Source organism: Bradyrhizobium sp. SZCCHNR2028 (genome assembly GCF_032380995.1).
Classification (GTDB): Bacteria; Pseudomonadota; Alphaproteobacteria; order Rhizobiales; family Xanthobacteraceae; genus Bradyrhizobium.
The window spans coordinates 133799-160309 of sequence record NZ_JAUHJF010000005.1; the positions used below are offsets into that span (position 1 = coordinate 133799).

A 26511-nucleotide genomic window follows, 5' to 3' on the forward strand; every position below is an offset into this window, starting at 1 on the left:
TGTCACCCGTCTGTCGTGCTTTTTGGCTCTTTTTGGCCGGTCCCTCTTTGTTCTCGGCCGTCGCGCGCCTGCCATTCGGCCCACAAATCCGGCCTTCGCGCTTCAGTCAGCGCCTCGGCCTGGGCGCGGCGCCAAGCGGCGACCTTGGCGTGGTCACCCGAGGTGAGCACATCCGGAATGGTCCGGCCTTCGAATAGCTGGGGCCGGGTGTATTGCGGGTATTCAAGTAGGCCATCGGAAAAACTCTCGTCGGTGCCCGATTCGAGCTTGCCCATCACGCCTGGGAGCAGCCGGACGCAGGCGTCAATCAGCACCAGGGCGGCGATCTCGCCGCCCGACAGCACGTAGTCGCCGATCGAGACCTCGGTCAGCGAGCGGGCATCGATGACGCGCTGGTCGATGCCTTCGAAGCGACCGCAGACGATCAGCGGGCCTGGACCGGCCGCGAGCTCGCGGACGAAGGCCTGTGTCAGGGGCCGACCGCGCGGACTCATCAGCAGCCTCGGCCGCTCAGGCGCGATGGCAGCGGCGTCGATCGCGGCGGCCAGCACGTCGGCCCGCAGCACCATGCCGGGCCCGCCGCCGGCGGGGGTGTCATCGACGCTGCGGTGCTTGTCGGTGGCCGACGCCCGGATGTCGCGCGCCTCCAGCGCCCAGATGCCGGACGCCAGCGCCCGGCCGGCCAGGCTGACGCCAAGCGGCCCTGGGAACATCTCCGGGAACAGGGTAAGCACGGTGGCGTGCCAGGGCGTGGGAGGGGCGGAAGGCGAAGCGGTCATGATGCTCTGTTACGGCACCGGCGCGGTGAGATCGAGCCCCCGCAGCGGCGCTGGCCAACTGATGCAACTCTCCATTACCGGTGTCGTCCCGGACAAGCCGTGACGCGTACCCGCGCGTCGCGGCGCCGATCCGGGACCCATACTGCGTGATGTTTGAAACAGGCAGGCGGTCAATCCCGCGTGAACCAACCAGCTGCGGTGGTTATGGGTCCCCGCTTTCGCGGGGACGACGAGCGGAGTTTGAGGCGGCGTCGTCTTGATCCGAGGCCAACTCATCCGAGGCCGATTCATCATCGCCCTCGATCTCCGCTGGCAGCTCGATGATCACGCGGCCGCCGGCAAGATCGACCGTCGGCACCACCGCATTGGTGAACGGCAGCATCAATGTGCTGCCCGAGGGCGGGGCGATCTCGATGATGTCGCCGGCGCCGAAATTATGGATGGCGAGCACGCGGCCGAGCTGCGCGCCGTCAGCGGTCTCCGCGGCGAGGCCGATCAGGTCGGCGTGGTAGTATTCGTCGTCAGCCGTCTCGGGCAGGCGGTCTCTGGGCACGTAGAGCTCGAGCCCGTTGAGGCGTTCGGCCGCATTGCGGTCGGTGACGCCCTTGATGGTTGCGACCAGATGGTCCTTGGCCTCGCGCGCTTTCGCGACCTCGAACGAACGGCTGCCGTCCTTGGTCGTGAGCGGGCCGTAATGCAGCACGGCCAGCGGATCCTCGGTGAAAGCCCATAAGCGAACCTCGCCGCGCACGCCGTGCGCGGCGCCGATTCTGGCGACACAGATGAGCTTGGACATCAGCGTGCCTCGTCCTTCGAGACGCGCTCAAACGCGCGCTCCTCAGGAGGAGGAGCCAGTTCCTCATGCAAGGGAGCACGGCGCAAGCCGCGCGTCTCGAAGCATGAGGCCGCGCTCGTCAACGACCTTAGCCCTTGGCGGCGGCTTCAGCCTGCGCCTTGCGCTCCTTGCGCGGCACGGCCTTGATCGGGTTCTGGCGGGCTTCGCGCTTCTTGACGCCGGCGGCGTCGAGGAAGCGGGCAACGCGGTCCGACGGCTGCGCGCCCTTGGCGAGCCAGCCCTTCACCTTCTCCATGTCGAGCTTGAGGCGCGCCTCGTTGTCCTTCGGCATCAGCGGATTGAAGTAGCCGAGACGCTCGATGAAGCGGCCGTCACGCGGGAAGCGCGAGTCGGCGACGACGACGTGATAGACCGGGCGCTTCTTGGTGCCGGCGCGGGCGAGACGGATGACGACGGACATGAAAGTTCTCCTTTGAGGTCGATGTATTGATGTGAACGGTGGATGTGATCGTCATTGCGAGCGAAGCGAAGCAATCCAGGGCGGCGTGCGCGACTCTGGATTGCTTCGTCGCTTCGCTCCTCGCAATGACGGGAGTGAAATCATTTCTTCTTCCCCGGAGGGAGGCCGAGGCCCGGCAGCGTCGGCTTGCCGCTGAGGCCGGTGAGGCCAGGGAGGTTCGGCAGGCCGCCGCGCAGGCCGGCGGGCAGATCCTTCGGCAAATTCGGCAGTCCGCCGGGCAGGCCGCCCGGCATCTTCTCGGCCAGCGCCTTGAGCTGATCCGGCGAGGGCATGCCGCCACCGCCGCCAAAACCCATCGCCTGGGCGATGCCGGCCAGCGGGCCGCGCTTGCCTGAGCCCATGGCCTTCATCACGTCGGCCATGTTCCGGTGCATCTTGAGCAGCTTGTTGACGTGCTCGACGCTCTGGCCGGAGCCGGCTGCGATGCGCTTCTTGCGGCTGGCCTTGAGCAGGTCGGGATGCTTGCGCTCCTCGCGCGTCATCGAATCGATGATCGCGACCTGGCGCTTGAGGATCTTGTCGTCGATCCCGGCGGCGGCGATCTGGTTCTTCATCTTCGAGATGCCGGGCATCATGCCCATCAGCCCGCCGATGCCGCCCATCTGCGCCATCTGCTGCAGCTGCTCGCGCATGTCGTTGAGGTCGAACTGGCCCTTGCGCATCCGCTCGGCGGCGCGCGCGGCCTTCTCGGCGTCGATGTTCGCCGCGGCCTTCTCGACCAGCGAGACGATGTCACCCATGCCGAGGATGCGGCCGGCGATGCGCGAGGGATAGAAGTCTTCCAGCGCGTCGGTCTTTTCGCCGGTGCCGAGCAGCTTGATCGGCTTGCCGGTGACCGCGCGCATCGACAGCGCCGCGCCGCCGCGGCCGTCGCCGTCGATCCGGGTCAGCGCGATGCCGGTGAGGCCGACGCGCTGGTCGAAGGCGCGGGCGAGATTGACGGCGTCCTGGCCGGTCAGCGAATCCGCGACCAGCAGCACCTCGTGCGGGTTGGCGACCGCCTTGATCTCGGCGGCCTCCTTCATCATGTCCTCGTCCAGCGTGGTGCGGCCGGCGGTGTCGAGCAGCACCACGTCGTAGCCGCCGAGCTTGGCGGCCTCGATGGCGCGGCGCGCGATCTGCGGCGGCATCTGGCCGGCGACGATCGGCAGCGTCGGGATGTCCAAGTCGCGGCCGAGCACCGCGAGCTGCTCCATGGCGGCCGGACGGTAGACGTCGAGCGAGGCCATCAGCACCTTGCGCTTGTCGCGCTGGACCATGCGGCGCGCGAGCTTGGCGGTGGTGGTGGTCTTGCCCGAGCCCTGCAGGCCGACCATCATGATCGGCACCGGCGGCACGGCGTTGAGGTCGATGGTCTGGCCGTCGTCGCCGAGCGTCTTGACCAGCTCGTCATGGACGATCTTCACGACCATCTGGCCGGGGGTGACGGACTTGACGACGGTGGCGCCGATCGCCTGCTCGCGCACGCGCTCGGTGAAGCTGCGGACAACCTCCAGCGCGACGTCGGCCTCGAGCAGCGCCCGGCGGACCTCGCGCATTGCGGCGTCGACATCGGCCTCCGACAGGGAGCCTCGCCCCGTCAGCCGATCGAGAATGCCGCCAAGCCTTTCCGACAGATTGTCGAACACTTGCTTCGTCCTTTGTCCTGCGCGACGCAGGCAGTTGAATGTCTCCGCCGTCATCACCCGCGAAGGCGGGTGATCCAGTGCTCCGAGGCAGCGCGGCTCGATTCGAGGCGCTGCGGCGTACTGGATGCCCTGCCTGCGCGGGGCATGACGATCATCTATGTTGCGGCAGTCCTGCCGAAACCCGATCGTCCAAACACGTTTACGCCCGAGGGCGCACAGCGCTGTCGGGCGTTGACCTCCGGCCTCGAGGACCGGGCGGTGGCTCGAAAAGTGATACTTTCCGAAATTCGGGCGGGTTAAACCCTCGCGGGCGGGAAAAGTCAAGGAAACTTGCTTCCCGGCGTCCCGTTGCCGGGCCTCGAGGGGCTGCTTACCTCTTGCGCCAGTTCAGCTTTCCCTTGCGAGGACGACCTTGCTGCGCCGTTCCAGGACCTATTCCGGCCCCGTCACCGACCATTTCGACGGCAAGCGCTTTTACGATCCCGACGGCGTTCCGCCCAAATCCCTCGCCCAGGTGCTGCGCTGGCAGTTCGACCGCAACCGCAAGCGTTCCCGCTGGCCGTCCTGGGCGGCGAGCCCGCACGCCGACACGCCGCCGCACCGGATCGACGGCGAGACCGTGCGGCTGTCCTTCATCGGCCACGCCAGCTGGCTGGTCCAGACCGGTGGGCTCAACATCCTGGTCGATCCTGTCTGGTCGGAGCGGGTGTCGCCATTCGCGTTCGCCGGTCCCCGGCGGCACAATGATCCCGGCATCGCCTTTGAGGGGCTGCCGCATATCGACGTCGTGCTGGTGTCGCACGGGCACTACGATCATCTCGACCTCCGGACCTTGTCGAAGCTGACCGCGCGCTTTTCGCCGCGGGTCGTCACGCCGCTCGGCAACGACCTTACGATGATCGACGCTGACTCCAAGATCCGCGCCGAGGCCTATGACTGGCACGATCGCGTGACGCTGAACGAGGAGGTCGCCGTGACCCTGGTGCCGACGCGGCACTGGACGGCGCGCGGGCTCTTCGACCGCAACAAGGCGCTGTGGGCGAGCTTTGTGCTGGAGACGCCGCGGGGCAGGCTCTACATCGTCTGCGATTCCGGCTATGGCACCGGCGCGCACTTCCGCCGCGTTGCGGAGCAGCACGCGCCGATCAGGCTCGCGATCCTGCCGATCGGCGCCTACGAGCCGCGCTGGTTCATGCGCGACCAGCACATGAACCCTGAGGACGCCGTCCAGGCGCTGCAGGATTGCGGCGCGGAGGCCGCGCTGGCGCATCACCACGGCACGTTCCAACTGACGGACGAGGCGATCGACGCGCCGGTGCACGCCCTGCACGCCGCGCTCGACCAGGCCGGCATCCCGCGCGAGCGGTTCGGCGTGTTGAAGCCGGGGCAGGTGGTGGAGATCTGACTCGCTGTCGCAACCACAAAAGGTGTCGTCCCGGCGAACGCCGGGACCATCACCACCGGATCAAGTTTTGCGAAGATCAGCAGCTCCATCTCGCACGACAACATCCGCCGCGGATTATGGGTCCCGGCGCGTTGGCCGGGACGACACCGAGTTTGTCGTCGCGCTGTGGGTTCGCGACCGCGCGTGAATGGGCCGCGCCGAAGGGAGTGCGCCTTACTGCCCCGGCTTGATCGCCCAGGTCACGTTGACCGTAATCGCCAGCGTCTCCTCGCCCTGCGCCACCGGGGTCGGCGTCGCGGCCATCGGTGCGGCGAAGGTCTTGGCGCGGAACACCGGAGCGGGCGCGCCGTCCTCGGAGATGCTGAGCGGCTGGCCCAGCGTCACGCCGGCGGCCTTGGCGTAGATCTCGGCCTTGCGGCGGGCGTCTGCGACGGCCTTCTCGCGCGCCTGGTCGAGCAGCTTGGACGGCTCGGCGACGCTGAAATAGATGTTGCCGACATCGTTGGCGCCGGCCGCGACCAGCGTGTCGATCACGCTGGCGACCTTGGCGACGTCGCGTACCTTGATGGTGACGCGATTGCTGGCGCGATAGCCGGTCACGGCCGGCTGGGCCGGCCGGTTCTGCGCATATTGCGGCTGCAGCGACAGCCGCGAGGTCTGATAGTCCTTGTCGGCGATCCCCGCCTGCTTGAGCGCCTGCAGCACCTTGGCCATAGCGGCGTTATTGGCCTCGGCCGCCTCGCGCGCGGTCTTGGCGTCGGACGCCACGCCGGCGTCGATCTGCGCCAGATCCGGCGGCGCCGACACGCTGGCCTCGCCGCTGACGGTGATCGCCGGCGTGTCCTGCCGGGCGATGTCATCCGCGAGGGCGGGCATTGCGAAGCTGGTCGCGAGCGCGACCGCAAGGATGGGTCTGATGATCATGGTGCTCACTTCAGCGGCACGTAGACGTTGATGACGAGCTTATCTTCGGCCGTCTTCAAGGGGTCGGTCAGGTACTCCTCGATGAAGGTGTCCTTGGCCTCCAGCCGACGCTCGTCGAGGTGGTTGGTGATCGCCTCGTAGGTGTTGTCCATGTTATCGTAGGAGCCGCGATGGACGAACTTCAGCGCCTTGCCCTCGGGCGACTGGCCGATGCTCATCCCCTTGCCGAGCGTCTTCGGCTCCTGCTCGATCGGCATCTCGGCCAGGAAGGTAAAGCCGGTGTCGTCGGTCGAGGTGTAGACGATCATGCCGTTGCCGGCGGGCTTGATGCCCTGCTTGTCCAGCGTGGCCGACAGCGTTTTGAAGGAGTCGATCAGCGTTTCGAACGCATTGTCCCAATTGGCGGTGCCCTTGACGAGGACAACCTTCTTCGCCTCGAGCTTGATCTCGTCGCCGAAGGCGTCGGCCGCCTGGGCTGGCGCCGCGGCCGGCGGCGACGTGGCCGGGGACTGGGCTGCGGTCGGAGATGACGACGGCGAGGGGCTTGCGCTGGCGGCCGGCGTCGGGCTGGTCGCGGGCGCCGGACTGGCCGACGCGGCAGGCGCAGGAGAGGCCGGCACCGCCGGGGCCGGTAGCGCGCTCGGGGCCGGTGCGGGCGTGGCTGAGGCCGCCGGAGCCGGCGAGGCCGACGGCGCCTGGGCCCGGGCGAACGTGCCGCCGAGCAGAAGCGCGACCGAGCTCACGGCCAGAACGAGGCGGAAAGTGCTGAGATTCATTCGACTATTCTCCAGTGGCCGTGCTGCTTTGCCCGGTTCGTGCCGGCGAATGAACCGGTCCTAACATGCTCGGCGGCGCGGCGTCCCATGACAGATGCGTCATGTCGCTCTGCAGGCTGGTCAATGCCGCGCCATTCGCCATATAAGGCGGACACAATTTGGATATTTTCATGAGCGCGCTGGCCAACCACAGCTTCGTCAAGATGAACGGGATCGGCAACGAGATCGTCGTGGTCGATCTGCGCGACGTGAAGCATGTCGTCACGCCGGACGAGGCGCGCGCGGTGGCGGCCCGCGTCCCCTACGACCAGCTGATGGTGCTGCAGCCGCCGCGGCTCGACGGCACCGAGGCCTTCATCCGCATCTACAACAATGATGGGTCGGAGTCCGGCGCCTGCGGCAACGGCATGCGCTGCGTGGTACGGCAGGTGTTCGGCAAGACCGGCCAGACCAGCGCGACGTTCGAGACCCGCGCCGGATTGTTGAACTGCTGGCAGGGGCCGGCGCCCGACCTCTACACCGTCGACATGGGCGTGCCGAAGTTCGGCTGGCAGGAGATTCCACTCGCCGAGGAGTTCCGCGACACCCGCTACATCGAGCTGCAGATCGGGCCGATCAATGCCCCGATCCTGCATTCGCCCTCGGTCGTCAACATGGGCAACCCGCACGCGGTGTTCTGGGTCGACGACGTCAATGCCTATGATCTGGAGCGCTTCGGGCCGCTGCTGGAGAACCATCCGATTTTCCCGGAGCGTGCGAACATCACGCTCGCCCACATCGTCGATCGCGACCACATCACGATGCGCACCTGGGAGCGCGGCGCGGGGCTGACCAAGGCCTGCGGCTCGGCGGCCTGCGCGACCGCGGTCGCGGCTGCCAGGCTGAAGCGCGCCAACCGGATCGTGCAGATGACGCTGCCCGGCGGCGAGCTCACGATCGAGTGGCGCGAGCGCGATGATCACGTGCTGATGACGGGCACCGCCGCATTCGAGTTCGAGGGGCGGTTCGAGCCGTCGATGTTCGCCAGCGTCGCATGAGCGTCGACGTCGTCACCTTCGGCTGCCGCCTGAACGCGTTCGAATCCGAGCTGATCGCGAAACATGCCGAGGCGGCCGGCGCCGATGACACCATCGTCATCAATAGCTGCGCCGTCACCAACGAGGCCGTGGCGCAGGCGCGGCAATCCATCCGCAAGCTGAAGCGCGAGCGCCCGGCGGCGCGCATCGTCGTGACCGGCTGCGCCGCGCAGACGCAGGCCACCATGTTCTCTTCCATGCCCGAGGTCGACCGCGTCATCGGGAATGACGACAAGCTGCAGCCCGACGCGTGGCGTGCGACGACACAGGCGCTGGCCGTGCCACGCTTCGGCATCGATGCATCCGAGAAGGTCGCCGTCTCCGACATCATGGCGGTGACGGAGATGGCGCCGCATCTGGTCGATGGCTTCCAGCGGGGCCTGCCGCGTGTCTTCGTCCAGGTGCAGAACGGCTGCGACCATCGCTGCACGTTCTGCATCATCCCGTTCGGCCGCGGCAATTCGCGTTCGGTGCCGATGGGCGCCGTGGTCGATCAGGTGCGTGCGCTGAGCGAGGGCGGCCATGCCGAGATCGTGCTGACCGGAATCGACCTCACGAGCTATGGCGCGGATCTGCCGGGCGCACCCAAGCTCGGCCGGCTGGTGAAGCAGATCCTGCGCCACGTGCCCGAGCTGAAGCGCCTGCGCATCTCCTCGATCGATTCGATCGAGGCGGATGCCGACCTGCTCGATGCCCTCGCTGATGATGCGAGGCTGATGCCGCATCTGCATCTGTCGCTGCAGGCGGGTGACGATCTGATCCTGAAGCGCATGAAGCGGCGGCATGCGCGCGCCGATGCCATCGCATTCTGTGCTCAGGTGCGCCGGCTGCGGCCGGACATCGCGCTTGGCGCCGATCTGATCGCGGGCTTCCCGACCGAGACCGAGGAGATGTTTACGCGCTCGCTCGATCTCGTCGAGGAATGCGGGCTGACCTTCCTGCACGTCTTTCCCTATTCGCCGCGGCCGGGCACGCCGGCCGCGCGCATGCCGCAGGTGGACGGCACCGTCATCCGCGAGCGGGCGCGGCGGCTGCGGACTGCGGGAGAAGCGGCGCTGCGGCGGCGGTTGGAGCAGGAGATCGGCTGCCTGCGCGAGGTGCTGATCGAGAGCGAGACGCAGGGCCGGACGGAGCATTATCTGCCGGTGGCCGTAGCGGGTCACACGATGGGCACCGTGCAGCGCCTCACGATGTCAGGTCATGATGGGGGCAGGCTGTTAGTCCTGCCCCCGCCGTCATCGCCGGTTGAACCGGGCGATGACGGCGGTAGGTGTGGTGCGAGCCCAGGTCTCGCTTGCGCCTGATGCGGCGGCTCACTCCCCGTTCCACCCGCACATCCTGAGTCGCTCATGCATGTGCACCGGCGCCGGCGCCACCACGTGTACCGGCGGCTTGTTTTTCGACAGCGGGATCGAAATCTCGCGCGCGTGCAGATGCAGCCGCGGCTCGCCGAAGCGCGGGCCGTTGCCGTAGATGTTGTCGCCGACGATCGGCCAGCCCGACGCAGCCGAATGCACGCGCAATTGATGGGTGCGGCCGGTCACTGGTTCCATGGCGAGCCAGGTGAGCCGCGGACCGCGAGTGGAGTGCACTGACTCTACACCTGGCAGCTGCGCTCCCTCCCCCCTTGTGGGGGAGGGCTGGGGAGGGGGGTGGCTCCAAGCGACACTGCCCGTGGGGACCCCCACCCCCGACCCCTCCCCGCAAGGGGGAGGGGAGTCGTTGCCACGAGTGGGAGGGGAGTTCAGGGATAGACTGGCAAGAGAGTACGACCGCCCCAGCACGCGCCATTTCGTCACCGCCGGCTGCCCTTGCGGATCCGGCTTCTGCCACCAGCCGCGCTCGGCGTTGAGCTTGCCGAGCGGCAGCTCGATCACGCCCTCATCAGCGTCAGGCCCGCCCTCGACCACCGCCCAATAGGTCTTCGAAATCTTGCCGTGCTTGAACAAAAGCCCGAGCGAGGCCGTTGCCTTGCGATGACGGCCGAGCACCAGACAGCCCGAGGTTTCCTTGTCGAGCCGATGCGCCAGCACCGGCGGGCGCGGCAGGCCGAAGCGCAGTGCGTCGAACGAGGCTTCGAGGTTCGGTCCGCCCTTTGGTCCCTTGTGCACGGGAATGCCGGCCGGCTTGTCGATCACCAGCATCAGCCCGTCGCGATGAAGCACGCGGGCGAGCATCTCCTCGTCGCTGGGTTGGTTAATGTCCATGGAAACCGTAACGCGGGTGTGAGCTTTCGTTTGCGAATGGAAAGGGCTAACACCACGCCATGAACGATACCACCTCCGAAACACCCAAGCTGTCGTGGTGGCGGCGGCTGTCCGCGGGCCTGAAGCGCACCTCCGGCGCGCTCGGCACGGCCGTGGCCGATCTCGTCACCAAGCGCAAGCTCGACCGCGCGATGCTGGACGACATCGAGGACGTGCTGCTGCGCGCCGATCTCGGTACCCAGGTCGCTGCGCGGATTGCGGAGGCCGTCGGGACCGGCCGCTACGACAAGGCTATCAGCGCCGACGAGGTGAAGGCGGTGGTCGCGACCGAGGTCGAGAAGGTGCTGTCGCCGGTGGCGAAGCCGCTCGAGATCGCGCCGGGCCACAAGCCGTTCGTCATTCTCGTCGTCGGCGTCAACGGCTCCGGCAAGACGACCACCATCGGCAAGCTGGCCGCGAAATTTGCGTCCGAGGGCAGGCAGGTGATGCTGGCGGCGGGCGACACGTTCCGCGCCGCCGCCATCGAGCAGCTCAAGGTCTGGGGCGAGCGCACCAAGGCGCCGGTCATCGCCGGCGCGCAGGGCTCGGACTCGGCCAGCCTTGCGTTCACCGCCATCACCGCGGCCAAGGAGCAGGGCCGCGACATTCTGCTGATCGACACCGCCGGTCGTTTGCAGAACAAGGCCGAGCTGATGAACGAGCTCGAAAAGGTGGTGCGTGTCATTCGCAAGGTCGACGCGTCGGCGCCGCATGCGGTGCTGCTCGTGCTCGATGCGACGGTGGGACAAAATGCGCTGTCGCAGGTCGAGGCGTTTCATCGTACGGCAGGCGTCACCGGTCTCGTGATGACCAAGCTGGATGGCACGGCGCGCGGCGGCATCCTGGTGGCGCTGTCGGAGAAGTTCAAGCTGCCGGTGCACTTCATCGGCGTCGGCGAGGGGGTCGACGATCTCTCCCCGTTCGCCGCCAAGGATTTCGCGCGGGCGATTGCGGGAATCGAGGATTGACGTCACGGTGCGGCGCGCCTGCGAGCCTTTCCGCTCGTTGCGCGCCTCCTCCGCCACGAGACATCAGAGGCTACTGGATCATCCGCGGCCGCGGATGATGACAGCCAACGGGACATGGAATGGACAAGACCCAGCCGCATCCGCTGTTCAAGCTCGCGACCGAACTCGGTCCGCTGATCGTGTTCTTCGTGGTCAACGCCAAGTTCAATCTGTTCGCTGCGACCGGCGCGTTCATGGTGGCGATCATCGCGGCGCTGATCGCGTCCTATGTGGTGACGCGGCACGTGCCGCTGATGGCGCTGGTGACCGCCGTCGTCGTCATCGTGTTCGGCACGCTGACCCTGGTGCTGCACGACGAGACCTTCATCAAGGTCAAGCCGACCATCATCTACTGCCTGTTCGCGGCCGTGCTCGGCGGCGGTCTGCTGTTCAACCGCTCCTTCATCGCGATCATGTTCGATCAGATGTTCAACCTGACGGCCGTGGGCTGGCGCATCCTCACCTTCCGCTGGGCGCTGTTCTTCGCGGCGATGGCGGTGCTGAACGAGATCATCTGGCGCACGCAGAGCACCGATTTCTGGGTCGGCTTCAAGGCTTTCGGGGTCGTGCCGCTGACCATGATCTTCGCCATCGCCCAGATGCCGCTGATCAAGCGCTACCACCAGGACCCGGCGTCGCTCGAAGCCAGCGATGCGGCCGAGGGGGATGTGAGCAAGGGGTAGCTCCGCCGTGCCCTCTTTGCGAGGAGCGTAGCGACGAAGCAATCCAGGGCTGCGCGAGGACTCTGGATTGCTTCCCCGACCCGTTGGCTAGCAACGACGCCTGAACTACGATCCCGCCTTCAACGCCTTCTCGATCTCCGGCTTCAACACCGCATCGATGTTCTGCGCCGTGATCGGGCCGACCAGCTTGTAGACGATGGTGCCCTCGCGTCCGACCACGAAGGTCTCGGGCACGCCGTAGACGCCCCATTCGATGCCGGCGCGGCCATTGCCGTCGACGCCGACGACGTCATAGGGATTGCCGTGCCGGCCGAGGAAGCGGCGGGCGTTGTCGGCGCCATCCTTGTAATTGATGCCGATGATCTGAAAGCGCTTGTCGCGGCCGAGCTCGACCAGCAGCGGCGCCTCGTCGTGGCAGGGCACGCACCACGATGCCCAGACGTTGACGATGCTGACCTTGCCCTTGAGCGCGGCCGGATCGAGTCCGGGCACCGGCGTGCCGTCTCTGGCCAGCTCCGGCAGCGGCGGCAGCGGTGTGGCCGGCGCCGGACGGCCGATCAGCGCCGACGGAATGCGCGACGGATCGCCGTTGCCGAGGCGCGACCAGAACAGCGCCGCCAGCCCGAGGAACACCACCAGCGGCAGCAGCATGAGGAATGAGCGGCGGCGCGGCGCCGGCTCTGTCGCAGCCTGTTCAGTCATTGAATGTCCGTTGCCGCGCGGCCGGAACGGCGGCTGATGCCGCTGTCCTCGAGCGCGCGCAAGCGCGCCTTCTGGGTGCGGTAGTCGATGGCGATCCAGCCGATCAGCACCACCACGACCAGCGCCGCCGCAAGATAGGAGGTGGCGATGAAGGAGGTATAGGGGCCGAGGTCCATATCAAGCCGCTCCCGCGATCTGGCCTGCCGGATCGTCGGCTGGTGCGGTCGTCGTGTAGGCGCGCGCCTGCATCATCTGCAGGCTGCGCACACGACGACGCAGGATCTCGTTGCGCATCGCCGCGACATGCAGCGTCACGAACAGGAACGTGAACCCGATTGCCATCACCAGCAGCGGGATCAGGAATGATTTGTCGAGCGCCGGACCGCCCATCCGCATCACCGACGCGGGTTGATGCAGCGTGTTCCACCAGTCGACTGAGAACTTGATGATCGGCAGGTTGATGGCGCCAACCAGCGTCAGCACGGCGGCAGCACGGGCGGCGCGGGTGGGATCCTCGACCGCGCGCCACAGCGCCATCAGGCCGAGATACATCAGGAACAGGATCAGCACCGAGGTCAGCCGGGCATCCCACTCCCAATAGGTGCCCCACATCGGCCGGCCCCACAGCGAGCCGGTGAGCAGCGCGAGGAACGTGAAGCTGGCGCCGATCGGGGCGGCGGCCTTGGCGGCGACGTCGGCGAGCGGATGCCGCCATACCAGGGTGCCGAGCGAGGCGATGCTCATGACGCCCCAGACGAACATCGACAGCCACGCATTGGGCACGTGGATGAACATGATCTTGACGGTCGCGCCCTGCTGATAGTCGTCGGGCGCCAGCGCCGAGAGGTACAGGCCGGCAGCCAGCAGCGCGGTCGTGACCAGCGCCAGCCACGGCAGCAACCGTGCGGCGAGGCCGAGGAACCGGGTGGGATTGGCAAGGTCGATCAGCGACATGAGACCCTTGTTAAAGGCGGAAGCGGTTGCAGGCAATCAGCACGGCGCCACCAGGTAAGAGTTGATCATGGTCAAACCTCGGCGGGCGGTGGGTCAATCCAGCCCGTTCCGCAAGCTTGTCGCAGCGGCGAACGGGCCGATCACGAAACTCACCAGCGACAATGCGCACAGGATCGAGAATGGCGCCCCGAACGGAAGCGGACCGACGATGGCCGCCTGCGACGCCGCGACGCCGAAGATCAGCACCGGGATCGATAGTGGCAGCACCAAGACCGCCAGCAGCAGCCCGCCGCGGTGCATGGTCACCGCCAGCGCCGCACCGATCATGCCGATGAAGGTCAGGGCAGGCGTGCCCGCCAATAGCGTCAGCGCGACGGCGCCGGTGGCGGTGGCGTCGAGATTGAGAAGCAGTCCGAGCACGGGCGTCGCGATCACCAGCGGCAGGCCGGCGGCGAGCCAGTGCGCCAGCGCCTTGGCGGCGCAGGCCAGCTCCAGCGGTGTCCGGCTCATCACGACCAGGTCGAGCGAGCCGTCCTCGTGGTCGGCGGTGAACAGCCGGTCCAGGGTGAGCAGGCTGGAGAGCAGGGCACCGAGCCAGAGGATGGCGGGGCCGAGCCGAGTCAGGAGCGCCAGATCCGGCCCGACCGCGAATGGCATCAGCACCACGACGGTGAGGAAGAACAGCACGCCGATCAGCGCGCCGCCGCCGATGCGCAGCGCGATCCGGATGTCGCGGCGGATGAGGGCACCGAGCGCGGTCATGCGGGGAGGGCCTTGGCTGATTGCTTGATGGCAGATGGTGAGCCACGCTCCCTCCACCCGCAAACTGCGCTCCCTCCCTCCTTGTGGGGGAGGGCTGGGGAGGGGGGTGGCTCCGGGTGACGCTGCCGTTGTGGACGCCCACCCCCGACCCCTCCCCGCAAGGGGGAGGGGTCGGCGCGCCGATGGGACGTTGGTTGGTGCGACCGAATCTCGTCAAACAAGTTAGAGCGCGTCGTGGGGCACCCCCCTCCCTGACCCTCCCCCACAAGGGGGGAGGGAACGGAGAGAGCGGTGGGTGGGACTGCGAAGAGGCGAGAGGGAATCATCGAGCCTCCCCGATCCGCAGCTCGCGCGTGGCGATGCCGAGCGGTCCATGTGTCGCGGCCACGATCAGCCCGCCGCCAGCGAGATGCTCGCGCATCAGGCCGGCGAACATCGCCTGTCCGGCGATGTCGAGCGCGGCGGTCGGCTCGTCCAGCAGCCACAGCAGGCGCGGCACGGCCAGCAGGCGCGCCAGCGACAGGCGGCGGCGCTGGCCGGCGGACAGATAGGCGGCGGGCAGGTCGATGGCGTGCGCGATGCCCACCGCCGCCAAACAGTCGGGGATCGGCCGCGTGACGCCGCCGCCGAGGAATTCGGCCCAGAAGGTCAGGTTTTCGCGCACGCTGAGCGCCGGCTTCAGCGCGTCGCGGTGGCCGAGATAGTGCGCCTGCTCGGGCACCGTCAACTCGCCTTCGCCGCCCTCGATGGCGATGGAGCCGCCCGCCGGCAGCAGTAGGCCGGCGATCAGCCGCAGCAGTGATGTCTTGCCCGCACCATTGTGTCCGGTCACCGCCAGCGCCTCGCCCGCGACCGCTTCGAACGCAAGTCCTGCGAACACCTCGCGACCGCCGCGCACGCATCTGACGTCGCGGCCGAACAGTTTCGGAGACAGTGTTGGAGAAAGCTGCATGGCCCGTCGTGACAGCCCTTACGAAATTGATGGCTAGCGCGTGAGAATTTGTGGGTGATGCCACGTCGCGGCTTGCTTGTGGCTGTGGCGGCGCAGTTAGAAAGCTTCTATAAGCCCGACCTTGATGCAGCACACAATCGCCCGCTGCAAGCCATCCGGCGCCTCGCGCTGACGGTTCTTAAATACCCCCTCCGGGTATACAGATCAATTGGGATTTCCACGCATGACCTCGCTCGACAGCTTCAAGTGTCGCAAGACCCTCAAGGTCGGAACGAAGAGCTACATTTACTACAGCTTGCCCACAGCCGAGAAGAACGGTCTCAAGGACATCTCCAAGCTGCCCTATTCGATGAAGGTGCTGCTCGAGAATCTGCTGCGCAACGAGGACGGCCGCACCGTCACCAAGGACGACATTGTCGCGGTGTCGAAATGGCTGCGCAAGAAGTCGCTGGAGCACGAGATCGCCTTCCGTCCGGCGCGCGTGCTGATGCAGGATTTCACCGGCGTGCCTGCGGTGGTCGATCTCGCAGCGATGCGCAACGCGATGCAGAAGCTCGGCGGCGATGCCGAGAAGATCAACCCGCTGGTGCCGGTCGATCTCGTCATCGACCACTCGGTGATCGTGAACTACTTCGGTGACAACAAGGCGTTCGGCAAGAACGTCGCCGAGGAGTACAAGCAGAACCAGGAGCGCTACGAATTCCTGAAGTGGGGCCAGAAGGCGTTCTCGAACTTCTCCGTCGTGCCGCCCGGCACCGGCATCTGCCACCAAGTCAATCTCGAATACCTCGCGCAGACCGTCTGGACCAAGAAGGAGAAGATGACCGTCGGCCGCACCAAGGGCACCTTCGAGGTCGCCTATCCGGATTCGCTGGTCGGCACCGATTCGCACACCACGATGGTCAATGGTCTGGCCGTGCTCGGCTGGGGCGTCGGCGGCATCGAGGCTGAGGCCTGCATGCTCGGCCAGCCGCTGTCGATGCTGCTGCCCGACGTCGTCGGCTTCAAGCTGACCGGCGCGTTGAAGGAAGGCGTGACCGCGACCGACCTGGTGCTGACCGTCACCCAGATGCTGCGCAAGCTCGGTGTGGTCGGCAAGTTCGTCGAGTTCTTCGGGCCCGGCCTCGACCATCTCTCGGTCGCCGACAAGTCGACCATCGCCAACATGGCCCCCGAATATGGCGCGACCTGCGGCTTCTTCCCGGTCGACGCCGCCACCATCGACTATCTCAAGACCTCGGGCCGCAAGGGCCCGCGCGTCGCGCTGGTCGAGGCCTATGCCAAGGCGCAGGGCCTGTTCCGCACCGCCAAGTCGGCGGACCCGGTGTTCACGCTGACACTGACCCTCGATCTCGCCGACGTCGTGCCGTCGATGGCTGGTCCGAAGCGTCCCGAGGGCCGCATCGCCCTGCCGGCGGTGGCCGAGGGCTTCGCCACCGCGCTGGCCGGCGAGTACAAGAAGAGCGATGCCGCGCAGCGCTTCCCCGTTGAGGGCAAGGACTTCGACATCGGCCATGGCGATGTCGTCATCGCCGCCATCACCTCCTGCACCAATACCTCGAACCCGAGCGTGCTGATCGGCGCCGGCCTGCTGGCCCGCAACGCCGCCGCCAAGGGCCTCAAGGCCAAGCCGTGGGTGAAGACCTCGCTCGCCCCGGGCAGCCAGGTGGTCGCCGAGTACCTGGCTAACTCCGGCCTGCAGAAGGACCTCGACAAGGTCGGCTTCAACCTGGTCGGTTTCGGCTGCACCACCTGCATCGGCAATTCAGGTCCGCTGCCGGAGGAGATCTCGAAGTCGATCAACGACAACGGCGTCGTCGCGGCGGCCGTGCTGTCCGGCAACCGCAACTTCGAAGGCCGCGTCTCGCCGGACGTGCAGGCCAACTACCTGGCCTCGCCGCCGCTGGTCGTCGCCTACGCGCTCGCCGGCACCGTGACCAAGGATCTTTCGGTCGAGCCGATCGGCATCGGCAAGGACAAGAAGCCAGTCTACCTGAAAGACATCTGGCCGACGACCAAGGAGGTCAACGACTTCGTCAAGAAATTCGTCAAGGCGTCGATCTTCAAGAAGCGCTACGCCGACGTGTTCAAGGGCGACACCAACTGGCGCAAGATCAAGACGGTCGAGAGCGAGACCTATCGCTGGAACATGTCGTCGACCTACGTGCAGAACCCGCCGTATTTCGACGGCATGAAGAAGGAGCCCGAGCCGATCAAGGACATCGTCGAGGCCCGCGTGCTGGCGCTGTTCGGCGACAAGATCACGACCGACCACATCTCGCCGGCCGGTTCGATCAAGCTGACCTCGCCCGCCGGTAAATTCCTCAGCGAGCACCAGGTCCGCCCGGCCGACTTCAACCAGTACGGCACGCGCCGCGGCAATCACGAGATCATGATGCGCGGCACCTTCGCCAACATCCGCATCAAGAACTTCATGCTCAAAGGTGCCGACGGCAACATTCCGGAAGGCGGCCTGACCAAGCACTGGCCCGACGGCGAGCAGATGTCGATCTACGACGCTGCGATGAAGTACCAGGAAGAGGGCGTGCCGCTGGTGGTGTTCGCCGGCGCCGAATACGGCAACGGCTCGTCGCGCGATTGGGCTGCGAAAGGTACCCGGCTGCTCGGCGTCCGCGCCGTGATCTGCCAGAGCTTCGAGCGCATCCATCGTTCGAACCTGGTCGGCATGGGTGTGCTCCCGCTCACCTTCCAGGAAGGCACGTCCTGGTCCTCGCTCGGCCTGAAGGGCGACGAGAAGGTCACCATCAAGGGTCTGCAGGGCGACCTGAAGCCGCGTCAAACCCTGACCGCCGAGATCGTGTCGGCCGACGGGGCGGCGCAGCAGGTGCCGCTGCTCTGCCGGATCGATACGCTGGACGAGCTGGACTACTATCGCAACGGCGGCATCCTGCACTACGTGCTGCGCAAGCTCGCTGCTTAACCAAAGCGCGACGCGACAGTTTGGCTCACTCTGAAGTGAGTAGCGGGTGATGAAGGAGGCGGCCTATGACAAAGGCCGCCTCCTTTTCGTTTGCATTCTATTAACTACGAGGGCGGCTTCGCAGATCATTGACGCGGCAGGGCGCAGCGGACCATGTTCCAGACAGGACAGTGACGATGAGTGGACAGATGTCGTGGTGGTCGCGCGCGGCGCTGAGTGTCTGTGCGGTCATCGCTTTCGTCCGGCCGGCCGCGTCCGATCCGCGTGCGGTGATCGAACTCTTCACGTCCCAGGGCTGTTCATCCTGCCCGCCGGCCGACAAGATCCTCGGCGAGCTCGCCAGAGATCCCTCGGTCATCGCGCTGTCCCTGCCGATCGACTACTGGGACTACCTGGGCTGGAAGGACACGCTGGCCGACTCCCGCTTCACGGCCCGGCAGCGGGCCTATTCCAGGGCGCGTGGCGATCGCGAAGTCTATACGCCGCAGGCGGTGGTCAACGGCTCCGTGCATGTGATCGGCAGCGACCGCGAGGCGATCGAAGGCGCCATCGAGGAGACCGTCCAGGGTGGCAGCGTGATGTCGGTGCCGGTGAGGCTGTCGGTCGACGGCCAGGACCTCACTGTCTCCGTGGCCGCGGCCAACGACCAGATGCCGCGCAAGCACGGCGAGGTCTGGGTCTGCTCGATCTCGCGGGTGGTCCCCATCTCGGTCGGCCGCGGCGAGAACAGCGGCCGTGATCTGACCTATTACAACGTCGTTCGCGGTCTTCAGAAGCTGGGTGACTGGAATGGGTCGCCGGTCAGATGGAGCGTGCCGCTGGAGAAGATCGCCCGCGAGGGCGTCGATGGCACCGTCGTCTATGTGCAGGACGGCAGTCGCGACCGCCCCGGCGCGATGCTCGGGGCGGCCTTTTCCGAGTTGCCATTGGTCGGACGGGCTTCAGCAACGGCGCGTGCTCCCGAGCGCTGATCTTCGGTCGTCCTGATCTTCGTTTCCCTTGATCTGCGGTAAGGCCCGTCACGTCCATGGGACGGAGGCGCGCCATAACATGTTCCGTGCAGCTCACGCCAAAAAAAGCAAAAGGACCAACTTGCGTTGGCCCTTTGCCTTACTTGTGAATGGACCCGATCCTGACGACCCCGGGGGGCTGGGGGCTGAGGAATCCGGAACCGAAAGGACCGGGCCAACGCACACGAATCTTATGCCTAAGGTCGGGGGCGGTCGGTGGGCGGAAAGACGGCGCGATTATGATTCTGCTAACGATCCCGTGACGCTTGCGTGTTCGCGGAGTTCGCGCGGTTGGCATGCGCGGCCGAACTTCAACAATGAAAACGGCCCCTTGCGGCTTCCGGCGGATGGCGCGATCATGTCACACAGATGACAGGAGGACGCTCATGAACCTCACGCCGGAGGATGCAGACCCCAGCGAGAACCGCGCGGCGGCGCGCAACGCGGCCGCAGCGCCCAACCGGGTGACGTTCGATCGCCTTGAGCTGAATCGTATCCTCAACCTCTACGGCCGCATGGTCGCCGACGGTGAGTGGCGCGACTATTCGATCGACTTCCTGCGTGACCGGGCCGTCTTCTCCGTGTTTCGCCGGGCGTCCGAGGTGCCGATCTACCGCATCGAGAAGGACCCGCGGCTGGCGCGCAAGCAGGGCATGTACAGCGTGATCTCGGCCACCGGCCTGATCCTGCGCCGCGGTCATGAGCTCGAGCGCGTGCTGCTGGTGATCGCGCCGAAGCCGGCGCTGGTCTGATCCCACGCGCTCCGGCTGATCATGACATTCCGACTGGCGTTGCTTACGCCGGGACGTCGCTGCTCCCGGCCCCGAGCGGGCGCTGCATCATCACAGTATCGAGCCAGCGGCCGAATTTCAGGCCGACGCTCGGGTGGGTGCCGATCATCTGGAAGCCGCAGGCGGTATGCAGCCGGACCGAGCCGGCATTGGCGGAGTCGCCGATGACGGCGATCATCTGGCGAAAGCCTCCCTCCTCACAGGCGTCGATCAGCCGCCGCATCAGTCGCATTCCGATGCCACGACGCTGGCTGGCGGGGGCGAGATAGATCGAGTTCTCCACCGTGAAGCGATAGGCCGGGCGAGGCCGGTAAGGCCCCGCATAGGCATAGCCAACCACCTCTCCGTCCAGCAGGGCGGCGAAATAGGGAAAGCCGTCGTCGGTGAGCGCCCGGAAGCGGCGCGTCATTTCCGTCAGATCCGGAGGGTCGAGCTCGAAGGTGGCCGTGCCCTCGCGGACGGCCTGGCCGTAGATGGCGGTGATGGTGGGAAGGTCGGCCTCCCGGGTGGGCCGGATCTCAATGTCGGACATGGTGGAAACATACCAAAGCGGACGCGGCGATCAATCCGGCCTCGCGGCATGGCTGCCGTCGCGCCCGCGCCGCGGTCGCAATTGGCTTGCGCAAACGAAAAGCCCCGGCGGTGAGGCCGGGGCTTCGAAGGTCGCTCGTGTGAGCCGCTGGCTCAGTCGCGCTGTCCGAGCAGCTGCAGCAGCAGCGTGAACAGGTTGATGAAGTTCAGGTACAGCGACAGGGCGCCGGTGATCGCTGCGCGCTCGGCAATGTCGCCGCCCGCGGAAGCGTAGCCGTAGATGTACTCGTTCTTCAGGCGCTGCGTATCCCAGGCGGTCAGGCCGGCGAACACGAACACGCCGATCACCGAGACGATGAACTGCAGCATCGAGCTCGCCAGGAACAGGTTCACGAGGCTCGCCAGCACGATGCCGACCAGGCCCATGAACAGGAACGAGCCCATGCCGGTCATGTCACGCTTGGTCGTGTAGCCGTACAGGCTGAGCGCGCCGAACGTCGCCGCGGTGATGAAGAACACCCGCACGATCGAGGTGTGAGTGTACACCAGGAAGATCGACGACAGCGAGATGCCCATCAAGGCCGAGAACACCCAGAACAGGATCTGCGCGGTCGACGGCGCCAGGCGATTGATGCCGGCCGAGATCGCGAACACCATGACCAGGGGGGCCAGGATGAACAGCCACTTCAGCGGGCTCACGAACATCGCGTAGCCGAACTGCGTCAGGTACGCGTTGCCGAACTTGAATACGCCGGCAGCCGGATCGCCGGTCACCGACGCCATGTAGACGCCCAGCGCCGCGAGGCCGGTGATGGCCAGGCCGATGCTCATGTAATTGTAGATGCGCAGCATGTAGGCGCGCAGACCGGCGTCGACGGTCGCGGCATCGGCGCGCCCGGCCACCCGGCCAAAGGGTGAAGCATAATTGCGGTCTAGGTCCGACATGGTCGATTCCCGTTGGTTGCCCGGCAGTCCGGTCCTGGCAGGACCTTTAGCCGGTTCTCGAAAAACCCTATCTCATACCCACTGCCACAGATATTAAATTTGCGTCATCGGCAAAATCGCCATCTTTTGGCAGGTCTCTGAGCCCATTCCCTAGATGGGAAACTAGCATATCCGCCGCAAGCGTCCACGCGCGGCTGAATGTCGCTCCGCGCGCGTCCCAGCCGTATAAATCGCGTTAACCGTGCGGCATGAGCGCGCAAGCCGCTAGAGATTCCGAAGGACCGTCGCCGGCTTCTGGTTGAGCGCAAGGAGGGTGCCGGCCAGACCGAGGCCGACCGTCACGATCAGCGCGGTCAGGACGACCAGCGCGGCGCTGCCCGCCTGCCAGGCGAAGCTCAAGGTCATCAGCCGGGTCACGATCAGCCACGCGGCGACCGACCCCGCGACGACGCCGAAGGCGGCGGTGGCGAAGCCGATCATCAGATATTCCAGTGCGTAGGCGCCGAGCAACCGCAGCCTGGTGGCGCCCAGCGTCTTCAGGATCACGGCATCGTAGACCCGGTGGCGGTGGCCGGCGGCCAGCGCGCCGCCCAGCACCAGGATGGCCGAGATCAGCGTCACCGCGCTGGCGCCGCGGATGGCGAGCGCAAGGTTGGAGACGACCGAGCCGACCGTCTCCATCACCTCGCGGACCCGCACGCTGGTCACCATCGGGAAGGCGTCGGCCACCTTGCGGATGACGCGCGCATCCTCGACGGCATCGGAGCGCGCCTCGGTCAGGGTGGCGACATGGGTGTGGGGCGCGCCCTTGAAGGCATTCGGGGAGAACACCAGCACGAAATTGATGCCGAGCCCCTGCCAGTCGATGGTGCGCATGTTGCCGATCCGCGCCGTGATGTCGCGTCCGAGCACGTTGACCACGATGTCGTCGCCAAGCTTGAGGCCGAGACCGTCGGCGATCCGCTTCTCGATCGAAACCAGCGGCGGGCCGCTGTAGTTCTCGCCCCACCACGCGCCCTCGACGACCTTGGATCCCTTGGGAATCTCGGCGGTATAGGTCAGGCCGCGGTCGCTCTGCAGCACCCATTCGGTGTCCGTCGTCGCCTTGAGGTCCTCGGCGCGCACGCCGCGGGCGGAGACGATGCGCCCGCGCAGCATCGGCACGTCTTCGACTGCCGATTGAGGGGCGAGGTCCCTGAGGAAGCCGCGGAAGCGGTCGGCCTCGCCCGAGGGGACGTCGATGAAGAAAAACGACGGCGCCTGCTCCGGCAGCTGTGCCAGGAACTGGCGTCGCAGATTGCCGTCGATCTGGGTGATGGTGACCAGCACGGCGAGCCCCAGCCCGAGCGACAGCACTACGGACGGTGTCAGCGCGCCTGGGCGATAGATATTGCTGACCGCCAGCCGCAGCATCGGGAAGCGGCTGCGCGGCAGGGCGCGCGCAATCGCCATCACCGCGGCGGCAATGCCGCGCAACAGCACGAACACCAGCGCGGCGGCGACGACGAACACCGCGGCGATGCGCTTGTCGTAGGACAGGCCGATCACCACCGCGATCAGCAGCGCGACCGTGCCCGCGATCAGCACCAGATAGCTCCAGCGCGGCCGGTGCCATTCGGCGATGACCGCCTCGCGGAACAACGCCGCCACCGGCACGTCACGCACGCGCCCGAGCGGCCACAGACCGAACGCGAGCGCGGTGAGCAGGCCATAGACGAAGGACAGCGCCAGCTCGTCCGGATGAATAGCCGGGATCACGGGCAGCGGCAGGATGTTGCCGAACAGCCCGACGATGGCAAACGGCAGGGCCGCGCCGGTGCAGAGTCCGATGATCGAACCAATCGTGGCGAGCACCATCACCTGCACGAGGTAGATGCCGAACACGTCGCGGCTGGTGGCGCCGAGCGCCTTGAACGCCGCGATCACCTCGGTGCGGCGGTCGACATGGCTCTTGACCGCATTGGCGACACCGACGCCGCCGACCAGCAGGGCGGCGAGACCGACCAGGGTCAGGAACTGGGTGAAGCGGCCGATGGTCCGCTCGAGTTGCGGCGAGGCGTTGCTGCGGCTGCGGATCTCCCATCCGGCCGACGGCAGTGTCAGGCGGGTATCGGCGATGAAGGACGCCGCGGCGTGATCGTCCTTGGCATTGTCGGGCAGCCTGACCCGGTAGGTCCAGCGCACGAGACTGCCCGGCTGCAGCAGCGGCGTCGCCCGCAGACCCGCCTCGCTGATCAGGAAGCGCGGCCCGAGGCCGATGCCGCCGGACAATTTGTCGGGCTCGGCCTGCAGCACGCTGCGAATCTGGAAGCGGACCGTGTCGATCGTGACGATGTCGTCGACCTTCAGGTCGAGCCGGGCCAGCAGCGCCGGATCGGCTGCAGCTCCGTAGACGCCGTCGCGCTCGGCCAGGATGTCGGCCATCGGCAGATCGGGCTGGAGCTCGGCCTTGCCGAGCAGCGGATAGGCGTCGTCGACGGCCTTCAGCTCGACCAGGGCCAGCTTGGCGTCGCTGGAGCGCACCATCGCGCGCAGGGTTGCCGCCAGCGACAGCTGTCCACGCGAGCGCAGGAAGTCGATCTCCTCCGGCTTGGCCTCGCGCTGAAACAGCGAAAAGGCAACGTCGCCGCCGAGCAGCGTGCGTCCTTCGCGAGCCAGGCCGTCATTGAGGCTCGCCGCCACCGAGCCGACGCCAGCGATGGCGAGGACGCCGAGCGCGATGCAGGCGATGAAGACATAGAAGCCGCGCAAGCCGCCGCGCAGCTCGCGCAACGCGTAACGAACGGGCAGGAGGGCGATCCGGCCGCTCGCGACCGGTTCTGACATGGCGCTCATGCGTCAGCCGGCTCGCGGGCGTCGCTCTCGCTTTCGATCCGCCCCGAGCGCAGCCGCACGACGCGGTCGCACCGGTGCGCGAGGCTGCTGTCGTGGGTCACCAGCACCAAGGTCATGCCGCGCTCGGCGTGCTTGGTGAACAACAGATCGACGATCTGCCGTCCGGTGGTCTCGTCGAGATTGCCGGTCGGCTCGTCGGCCACGAGAATTGCAGGATCGGGAGCGAGGGCGCGGGCCAGCGCCACGCGCTGCTGCTCGCCACCCGACAGCTGGGTCGGATAGTGATGCAGCCGGTGGCCCAGCCCGACCGAGTCGAGCTCGCGGGCCGCGCGCTCGGCGGCGCCGGCGTGGCCGGCCAGCTCGAGCGGCACCGCGACGTTCTCCAGCGCCGTCATGGTCGGGATCAAATGAAAGGACTGGAAGACAATGCCGACCTGGCGGCCGCGGAACCGGGCCAGGGCGTCCTCGTCCAAGACATTGAAAGCGGTCCCGTTGACCACCACCTCACCGCTGTCAGGACGTTCCAACCCCGCCATCACCATCAGCAATGTGGACTTGCCAGAGCCCGACGGTCCGATCAGACCGATCGTCTCGCCCTGTCCGACCCGCAGGCTGACGTCCTTGAGGATATGGACCCGCGCCGCGCCGGTGCCGAGCGAGAGGTTGACGTTCGAGATGGTAATGGTGTCCGGCGCGAGGCCGGCCAAACGCGAGGTTTCGATGAGACTGTCCATGGCTCGGTCATATGGCAACTCCGCAAGCCGGGTCGAGAGGCGCGGACACATCTTCGTGCACATACTCGTGTTGATGCTCGCCTTGATGACAGTCGGGTCCGCGTTCGCCGCTGCCGAGGCCGTCAAGCCGATCAAGCTGGTCGTTCTCGGCGATTCCTTGAGCGCGGGACTCGGCCTGTCCGCTTCAGATGCGTTTCCAGCCAAGCTGCAGAAGGCCTTGCAGGCCCAGGGGCTGCCGATCGACCTCACCAATGCCGGCGTATCCGGGGACACCTCGTCCGGCGGCCGCGACCGGCTCGACTGGTCGGTGCCGGAGGGGACCGAAGCGGTCATCGTCGAGCTCGGCGCCAATGACGCGCTGCGCGGCATCGATCCCGCCGTGACGCGCAAGGCTTTGAGCGAGATCGTGACCCGGCTGAAAGCCAGGGGCATCGCCGTCATGCTCTGCGGCATGCTGGCGCCGCCGAACTACGGCAGCGACTATGCCGCGAAATTCAACGCGATCTATCCCGAGCTCGCCAAGGAATTCGGCGTGCCGCTGTATCCATTCTTGCTCGACGGTGTCGCCGCCGACCCCAAGCTGAACCAGGCGGACGGCATTCACCCCACCGCAGCGGGCGTCGACATCATCGTGTCCAGGCTGTTGCCTACGGCGGAAGCATTCCTGCGTCCGCTTCGTGGGCAATGACAGAACGAAGCCCTGCGCCGATCATTTGCGATAGCCTTAAGGGCCGGGTTTTCCGCAGCTTTTACCGGCGTTAACCCACCTTCCGTCGCGGAGTCATATAAGTTCGGTAGGAATTATGCATTGGCGATTCGTCGTCGATCATTTCTCGAAGGCATGATCTCGTCAATTTTCGAGATCAGCCTCCAGCATCGGGAGTCCTGAAACGATGCCGCGTCTGTTTACTGGACTGGAAATCCCGGCCGAGGTTGGCCACACGCTTTCCGGTTTGCGGGGTGGCCTCCCCGGCGCCCGCTGGATCGATCCCGAAAATTACCATGTGACGTTGCGTTTCATCGGTGACATCGACGGCGCCTCCGCCAACGAGATCGCCTCGATGCTCTGGCGGGTGAACCGCAAGCCGTTCGAAGTGACGGTGCAAGGTCTCTCCAGCTTCGGCGGCCGCAAGCCGCGCGCCGTCGTTGCCAACATCGCGCCGAGCCGGCCGCTGATCGAGCTGCAGGCCGAGCTGGAGCGGCTCATGCAGCGGATCGGGCTCGATCCCGAGGGACGCAAATTCGTGCCGCACGTCACGCTGGCGCGACTGCACGATGCGTCGAGCCAGGACGTCGCCGACTATCTCTCCGTCCGCGGCTACTTCCCGAGCCGCGTGTTCATGGCCGAGCGCTTCGTGCTGTTCTCGTCGCGTGCCTCGACCGGCGGCGGGCCCTATGTGGTCGAGGACGCCTACGATCTCTCCCCGGGATGAGGTCTGCAGCGCGGTCGTTTCAAGCCGGCCGTTTGCTGAGGCCAAGAGCGAAGACGAGCGTCGTTAGCCCCGGGCTAACGA

The 26511-nt window shown here is 66.6% G+C and carries 26 protein-coding genes; 10 read left to right on the plus strand and 16 right to left on the minus strand.

Annotation, left to right across the window (positions count from 1 at the left end; all coding sequences use genetic code 11):
• Positions 1-2: 2 nt before the first annotated feature.
• The 4 genes from trmD to ffh form a co-directional block, all read right to left on the minus strand.
• Positions 3-779, minus strand: coding sequence for a tRNA (guanosine(37)-N1)-methyltransferase TrmD (gene trmD, locus QX121_RS10885; protein WP_315797893.1), 777 nt, complete (start codon positions 777-779; stop codon positions 3-5).
• 202 nt (positions 780-981) lie between these two features.
• A complete protein-coding gene (gene rimM, locus QX121_RS10890; RefSeq protein ID WP_315811912.1) occupies positions 982-1575 on the minus strand; it encodes a ribosome maturation factor RimM in 594 nt (197 codons plus the stop codon).
• 127 nt (positions 1576-1702) lie between these two features.
• Positions 1703-2035 (minus strand): 30S ribosomal protein S16, encoded by a 333-nt coding sequence (gene rpsP, locus QX121_RS10895; RefSeq protein ID WP_008964221.1) that lies wholly within the window; start codon positions 2033-2035, stop codon positions 1703-1705.
• A 140-nt stretch (positions 2036-2175) separates the two neighbouring features.
• The gene (ffh, locus tag QX121_RS10900; protein ID WP_315811913.1) at positions 2176-3723 is read right to left on the minus strand and encodes a signal recognition particle protein; all 1548 of its coding nucleotides are present in this window, start codon (positions 3721-3723) and stop codon (positions 2176-2178) included.
• 412 nt (positions 3724-4135) lie between these two features.
• Between ffh and QX121_RS10905 the strand changes: the two genes are divergently transcribed.
• A complete protein-coding gene (locus tag QX121_RS10905) occupies positions 4136-5128 on the plus strand; it encodes an MBL fold metallo-hydrolase (protein ID WP_315811914.1) in 993 nt (330 codons plus the stop codon).
• A gap of 213 nt (positions 5129-5341) precedes the next feature.
• Here the strand turns inward: QX121_RS10905 and QX121_RS10910 are convergent, their stop codons facing one another.
• Together QX121_RS10910 and QX121_RS10915 are read right to left on the minus strand one after the other, a co-directional pair.
• On the minus strand, positions 5342-6052 hold the full coding sequence (locus tag QX121_RS10910; protein ID WP_315740687.1) for an SIMPL domain-containing protein: 711 nt from the start codon (positions 6050-6052) through the stop codon (positions 5342-5344).
• A 5-nt stretch (positions 6053-6057) separates the two neighbouring features.
• Positions 6058-6828 (minus strand): GyrI-like domain-containing protein, encoded by a 771-nt coding sequence (locus QX121_RS10915; RefSeq protein ID WP_315781673.1) that lies wholly within the window; start codon positions 6826-6828, stop codon positions 6058-6060.
• A gap of 170 nt (positions 6829-6998) precedes the next feature.
• Between QX121_RS10915 and dapF the strand changes: the two genes are divergently transcribed.
• Both dapF and mtaB read left to right on the plus strand, forming a co-directional pair.
• Positions 6999-7865 (plus strand): diaminopimelate epimerase, encoded by an 867-nt coding sequence (dapF, locus tag QX121_RS10920; RefSeq protein ID WP_315740689.1) that lies wholly within the window; start codon positions 6999-7001, stop codon positions 7863-7865.
• Positions 7862-9208, plus strand: coding sequence for a tRNA (N(6)-L-threonylcarbamoyladenosine(37)-C(2))-methylthiotransferase MtaB (gene mtaB, locus QX121_RS10925; protein WP_315811915.1), 1347 nt, complete (start codon positions 7862-7864; stop codon positions 9206-9208). Before dapF ends, mtaB begins: the two co-directional genes overlap by 4 nt.
• 9 nt (positions 9209-9217) lie before the next feature.
• Here mtaB and QX121_RS10930 read toward each other — a convergent pair whose 3' ends face one another.
• Positions 9218-10111: an RNA pseudouridine synthase gene (locus QX121_RS10930; RefSeq protein WP_315811916.1), complete on the minus strand. Its 894-nt coding sequence runs from the start codon at positions 10109-10111 to the stop codon at positions 9218-9220.
• Positions 10112-10170: 59 nt separating this feature from the next.
• Here QX121_RS10930 and ftsY point away from each other — a divergent pair, with 59 nt between their 5' ends.
• Complete coding sequence (gene ftsY / locus QX121_RS10935) at positions 10171-11118, plus strand: signal recognition particle-docking protein FtsY (RefSeq protein WP_315757133.1); 948 nt, start codon at positions 10171-10173, stop codon at positions 11116-11118.
• A 119-nt stretch (positions 11119-11237) separates the two neighbouring features.
• Positions 11238-11840, plus strand: coding sequence for a septation protein A (locus QX121_RS10940; RefSeq protein ID WP_315740693.1), 603 nt, complete (start codon positions 11238-11240; stop codon positions 11838-11840).
• 105 nt (positions 11841-11945) lie between these two features.
• Here the strand turns inward: QX121_RS10940 and QX121_RS10945 are convergent, their stop codons facing one another.
• The 5 genes from QX121_RS10945 to ccmA form a co-directional block, all read right to left on the minus strand.
• Entirely contained in the window at positions 11946-12542 is a 597-nt protein-coding gene (locus tag QX121_RS10945) for a DsbE family thiol:disulfide interchange protein (protein ID WP_315811917.1), read from the minus strand.
• On the minus strand, positions 12539-12718 hold the full coding sequence (ccmD, locus tag QX121_RS10950; protein ID WP_315740695.1) for a heme exporter protein CcmD: 180 nt from the start codon (positions 12716-12718) through the stop codon (positions 12539-12541). The genes QX121_RS10945 and ccmD overlap by 4 nt, the downstream gene beginning before the upstream one ends.
• A gap of 1 nt (position 12719) precedes the next feature.
• Complete coding sequence (locus QX121_RS10955; protein WP_315740696.1) at positions 12720-13496, minus strand: heme ABC transporter permease; 777 nt, start codon at positions 13494-13496, stop codon at positions 12720-12722.
• A gap of 93 nt (positions 13497-13589) precedes the next feature.
• Complete coding sequence (ccmB, locus tag QX121_RS10960) at positions 13590-14258, minus strand: heme exporter protein CcmB (protein WP_315740697.1); 669 nt, start codon at positions 14256-14258, stop codon at positions 13590-13592.
• 322 nt (positions 14259-14580) lie between these two features.
• On the minus strand, positions 14581-15210 hold the full coding sequence (ccmA, locus tag QX121_RS10965) for a heme ABC exporter ATP-binding protein CcmA (protein WP_315811918.1): 630 nt from the start codon (positions 15208-15210) through the stop codon (positions 14581-14583).
• A gap of 223 nt (positions 15211-15433) precedes the next feature.
• Here ccmA and acnA point away from each other — a divergent pair, with 223 nt between their 5' ends.
• From acnA to QX121_RS10980, 3 genes are all read left to right on the plus strand, one after another.
• Entirely contained in the window at positions 15434-18151 is a 2718-nt protein-coding gene (gene acnA, locus QX121_RS10970) for an aconitate hydratase AcnA (RefSeq protein ID WP_315777285.1), read from the plus strand.
• A gap of 188 nt (positions 18152-18339) precedes the next feature.
• Positions 18340-19122 (plus strand): DUF1223 domain-containing protein, encoded by a 783-nt coding sequence (locus QX121_RS10975; protein ID WP_315777347.1) that lies wholly within the window; start codon positions 18340-18342, stop codon positions 19120-19122.
• A 425-nt stretch (positions 19123-19547) separates the two neighbouring features.
• The gene (locus QX121_RS10980) at positions 19548-19913 is read left to right on the plus strand and encodes a DUF2794 domain-containing protein (RefSeq protein ID WP_315757137.1); all 366 of its coding nucleotides are present in this window, start codon (positions 19548-19550) and stop codon (positions 19911-19913) included.
• Positions 19914-19956: 43 nt separating this feature from the next.
• Here QX121_RS10980 and QX121_RS10985 read toward each other — a convergent pair whose 3' ends face one another.
• The 4 genes from QX121_RS10985 to QX121_RS11000 form a co-directional block, all read right to left on the minus strand.
• Positions 19957-20484, minus strand: a complete 528-nt coding sequence (locus QX121_RS10985; RefSeq protein ID WP_315740701.1) for a GNAT family N-acetyltransferase — start codon at positions 20482-20484, stop codon at positions 19957-19959.
• A 152-nt stretch (positions 20485-20636) separates the two neighbouring features.
• Positions 20637-21428, minus strand: coding sequence for a Bax inhibitor-1/YccA family protein (locus QX121_RS10990; protein WP_315740702.1), 792 nt, complete (start codon positions 21426-21428; stop codon positions 20637-20639).
• A gap of 264 nt (positions 21429-21692) precedes the next feature.
• Positions 21693-24263, minus strand: a complete 2571-nt coding sequence (locus tag QX121_RS10995) for an ABC transporter permease (RefSeq protein ID WP_315811919.1) — start codon at positions 24261-24263, stop codon at positions 21693-21695.
• On the minus strand, positions 24260-24997 hold the full coding sequence (locus QX121_RS11000; RefSeq protein ID WP_315757140.1) for an ABC transporter ATP-binding protein: 738 nt from the start codon (positions 24995-24997) through the stop codon (positions 24260-24262). Before QX121_RS11000 ends, QX121_RS10995 begins: the two co-directional genes overlap by 4 nt.
• Before the next feature lie 55 nt (positions 24998-25052).
• On the opposite strand from QX121_RS11000, the gene QX121_RS11005 reads away from it, so the two are divergent.
• Complete coding sequence (locus QX121_RS11005; RefSeq protein ID WP_315777346.1) at positions 25053-25685, plus strand: arylesterase; 633 nt, start codon at positions 25053-25055, stop codon at positions 25683-25685.
• Between the two features lie 205 nt (positions 25686-25890).
• A complete protein-coding gene (gene thpR, locus QX121_RS11010) occupies positions 25891-26430 on the plus strand; it encodes an RNA 2',3'-cyclic phosphodiesterase (RefSeq protein WP_315740705.1) in 540 nt (179 codons plus the stop codon).
• The last annotated feature ends 81 nt before the right edge of the window (positions 26431-26511 follow it).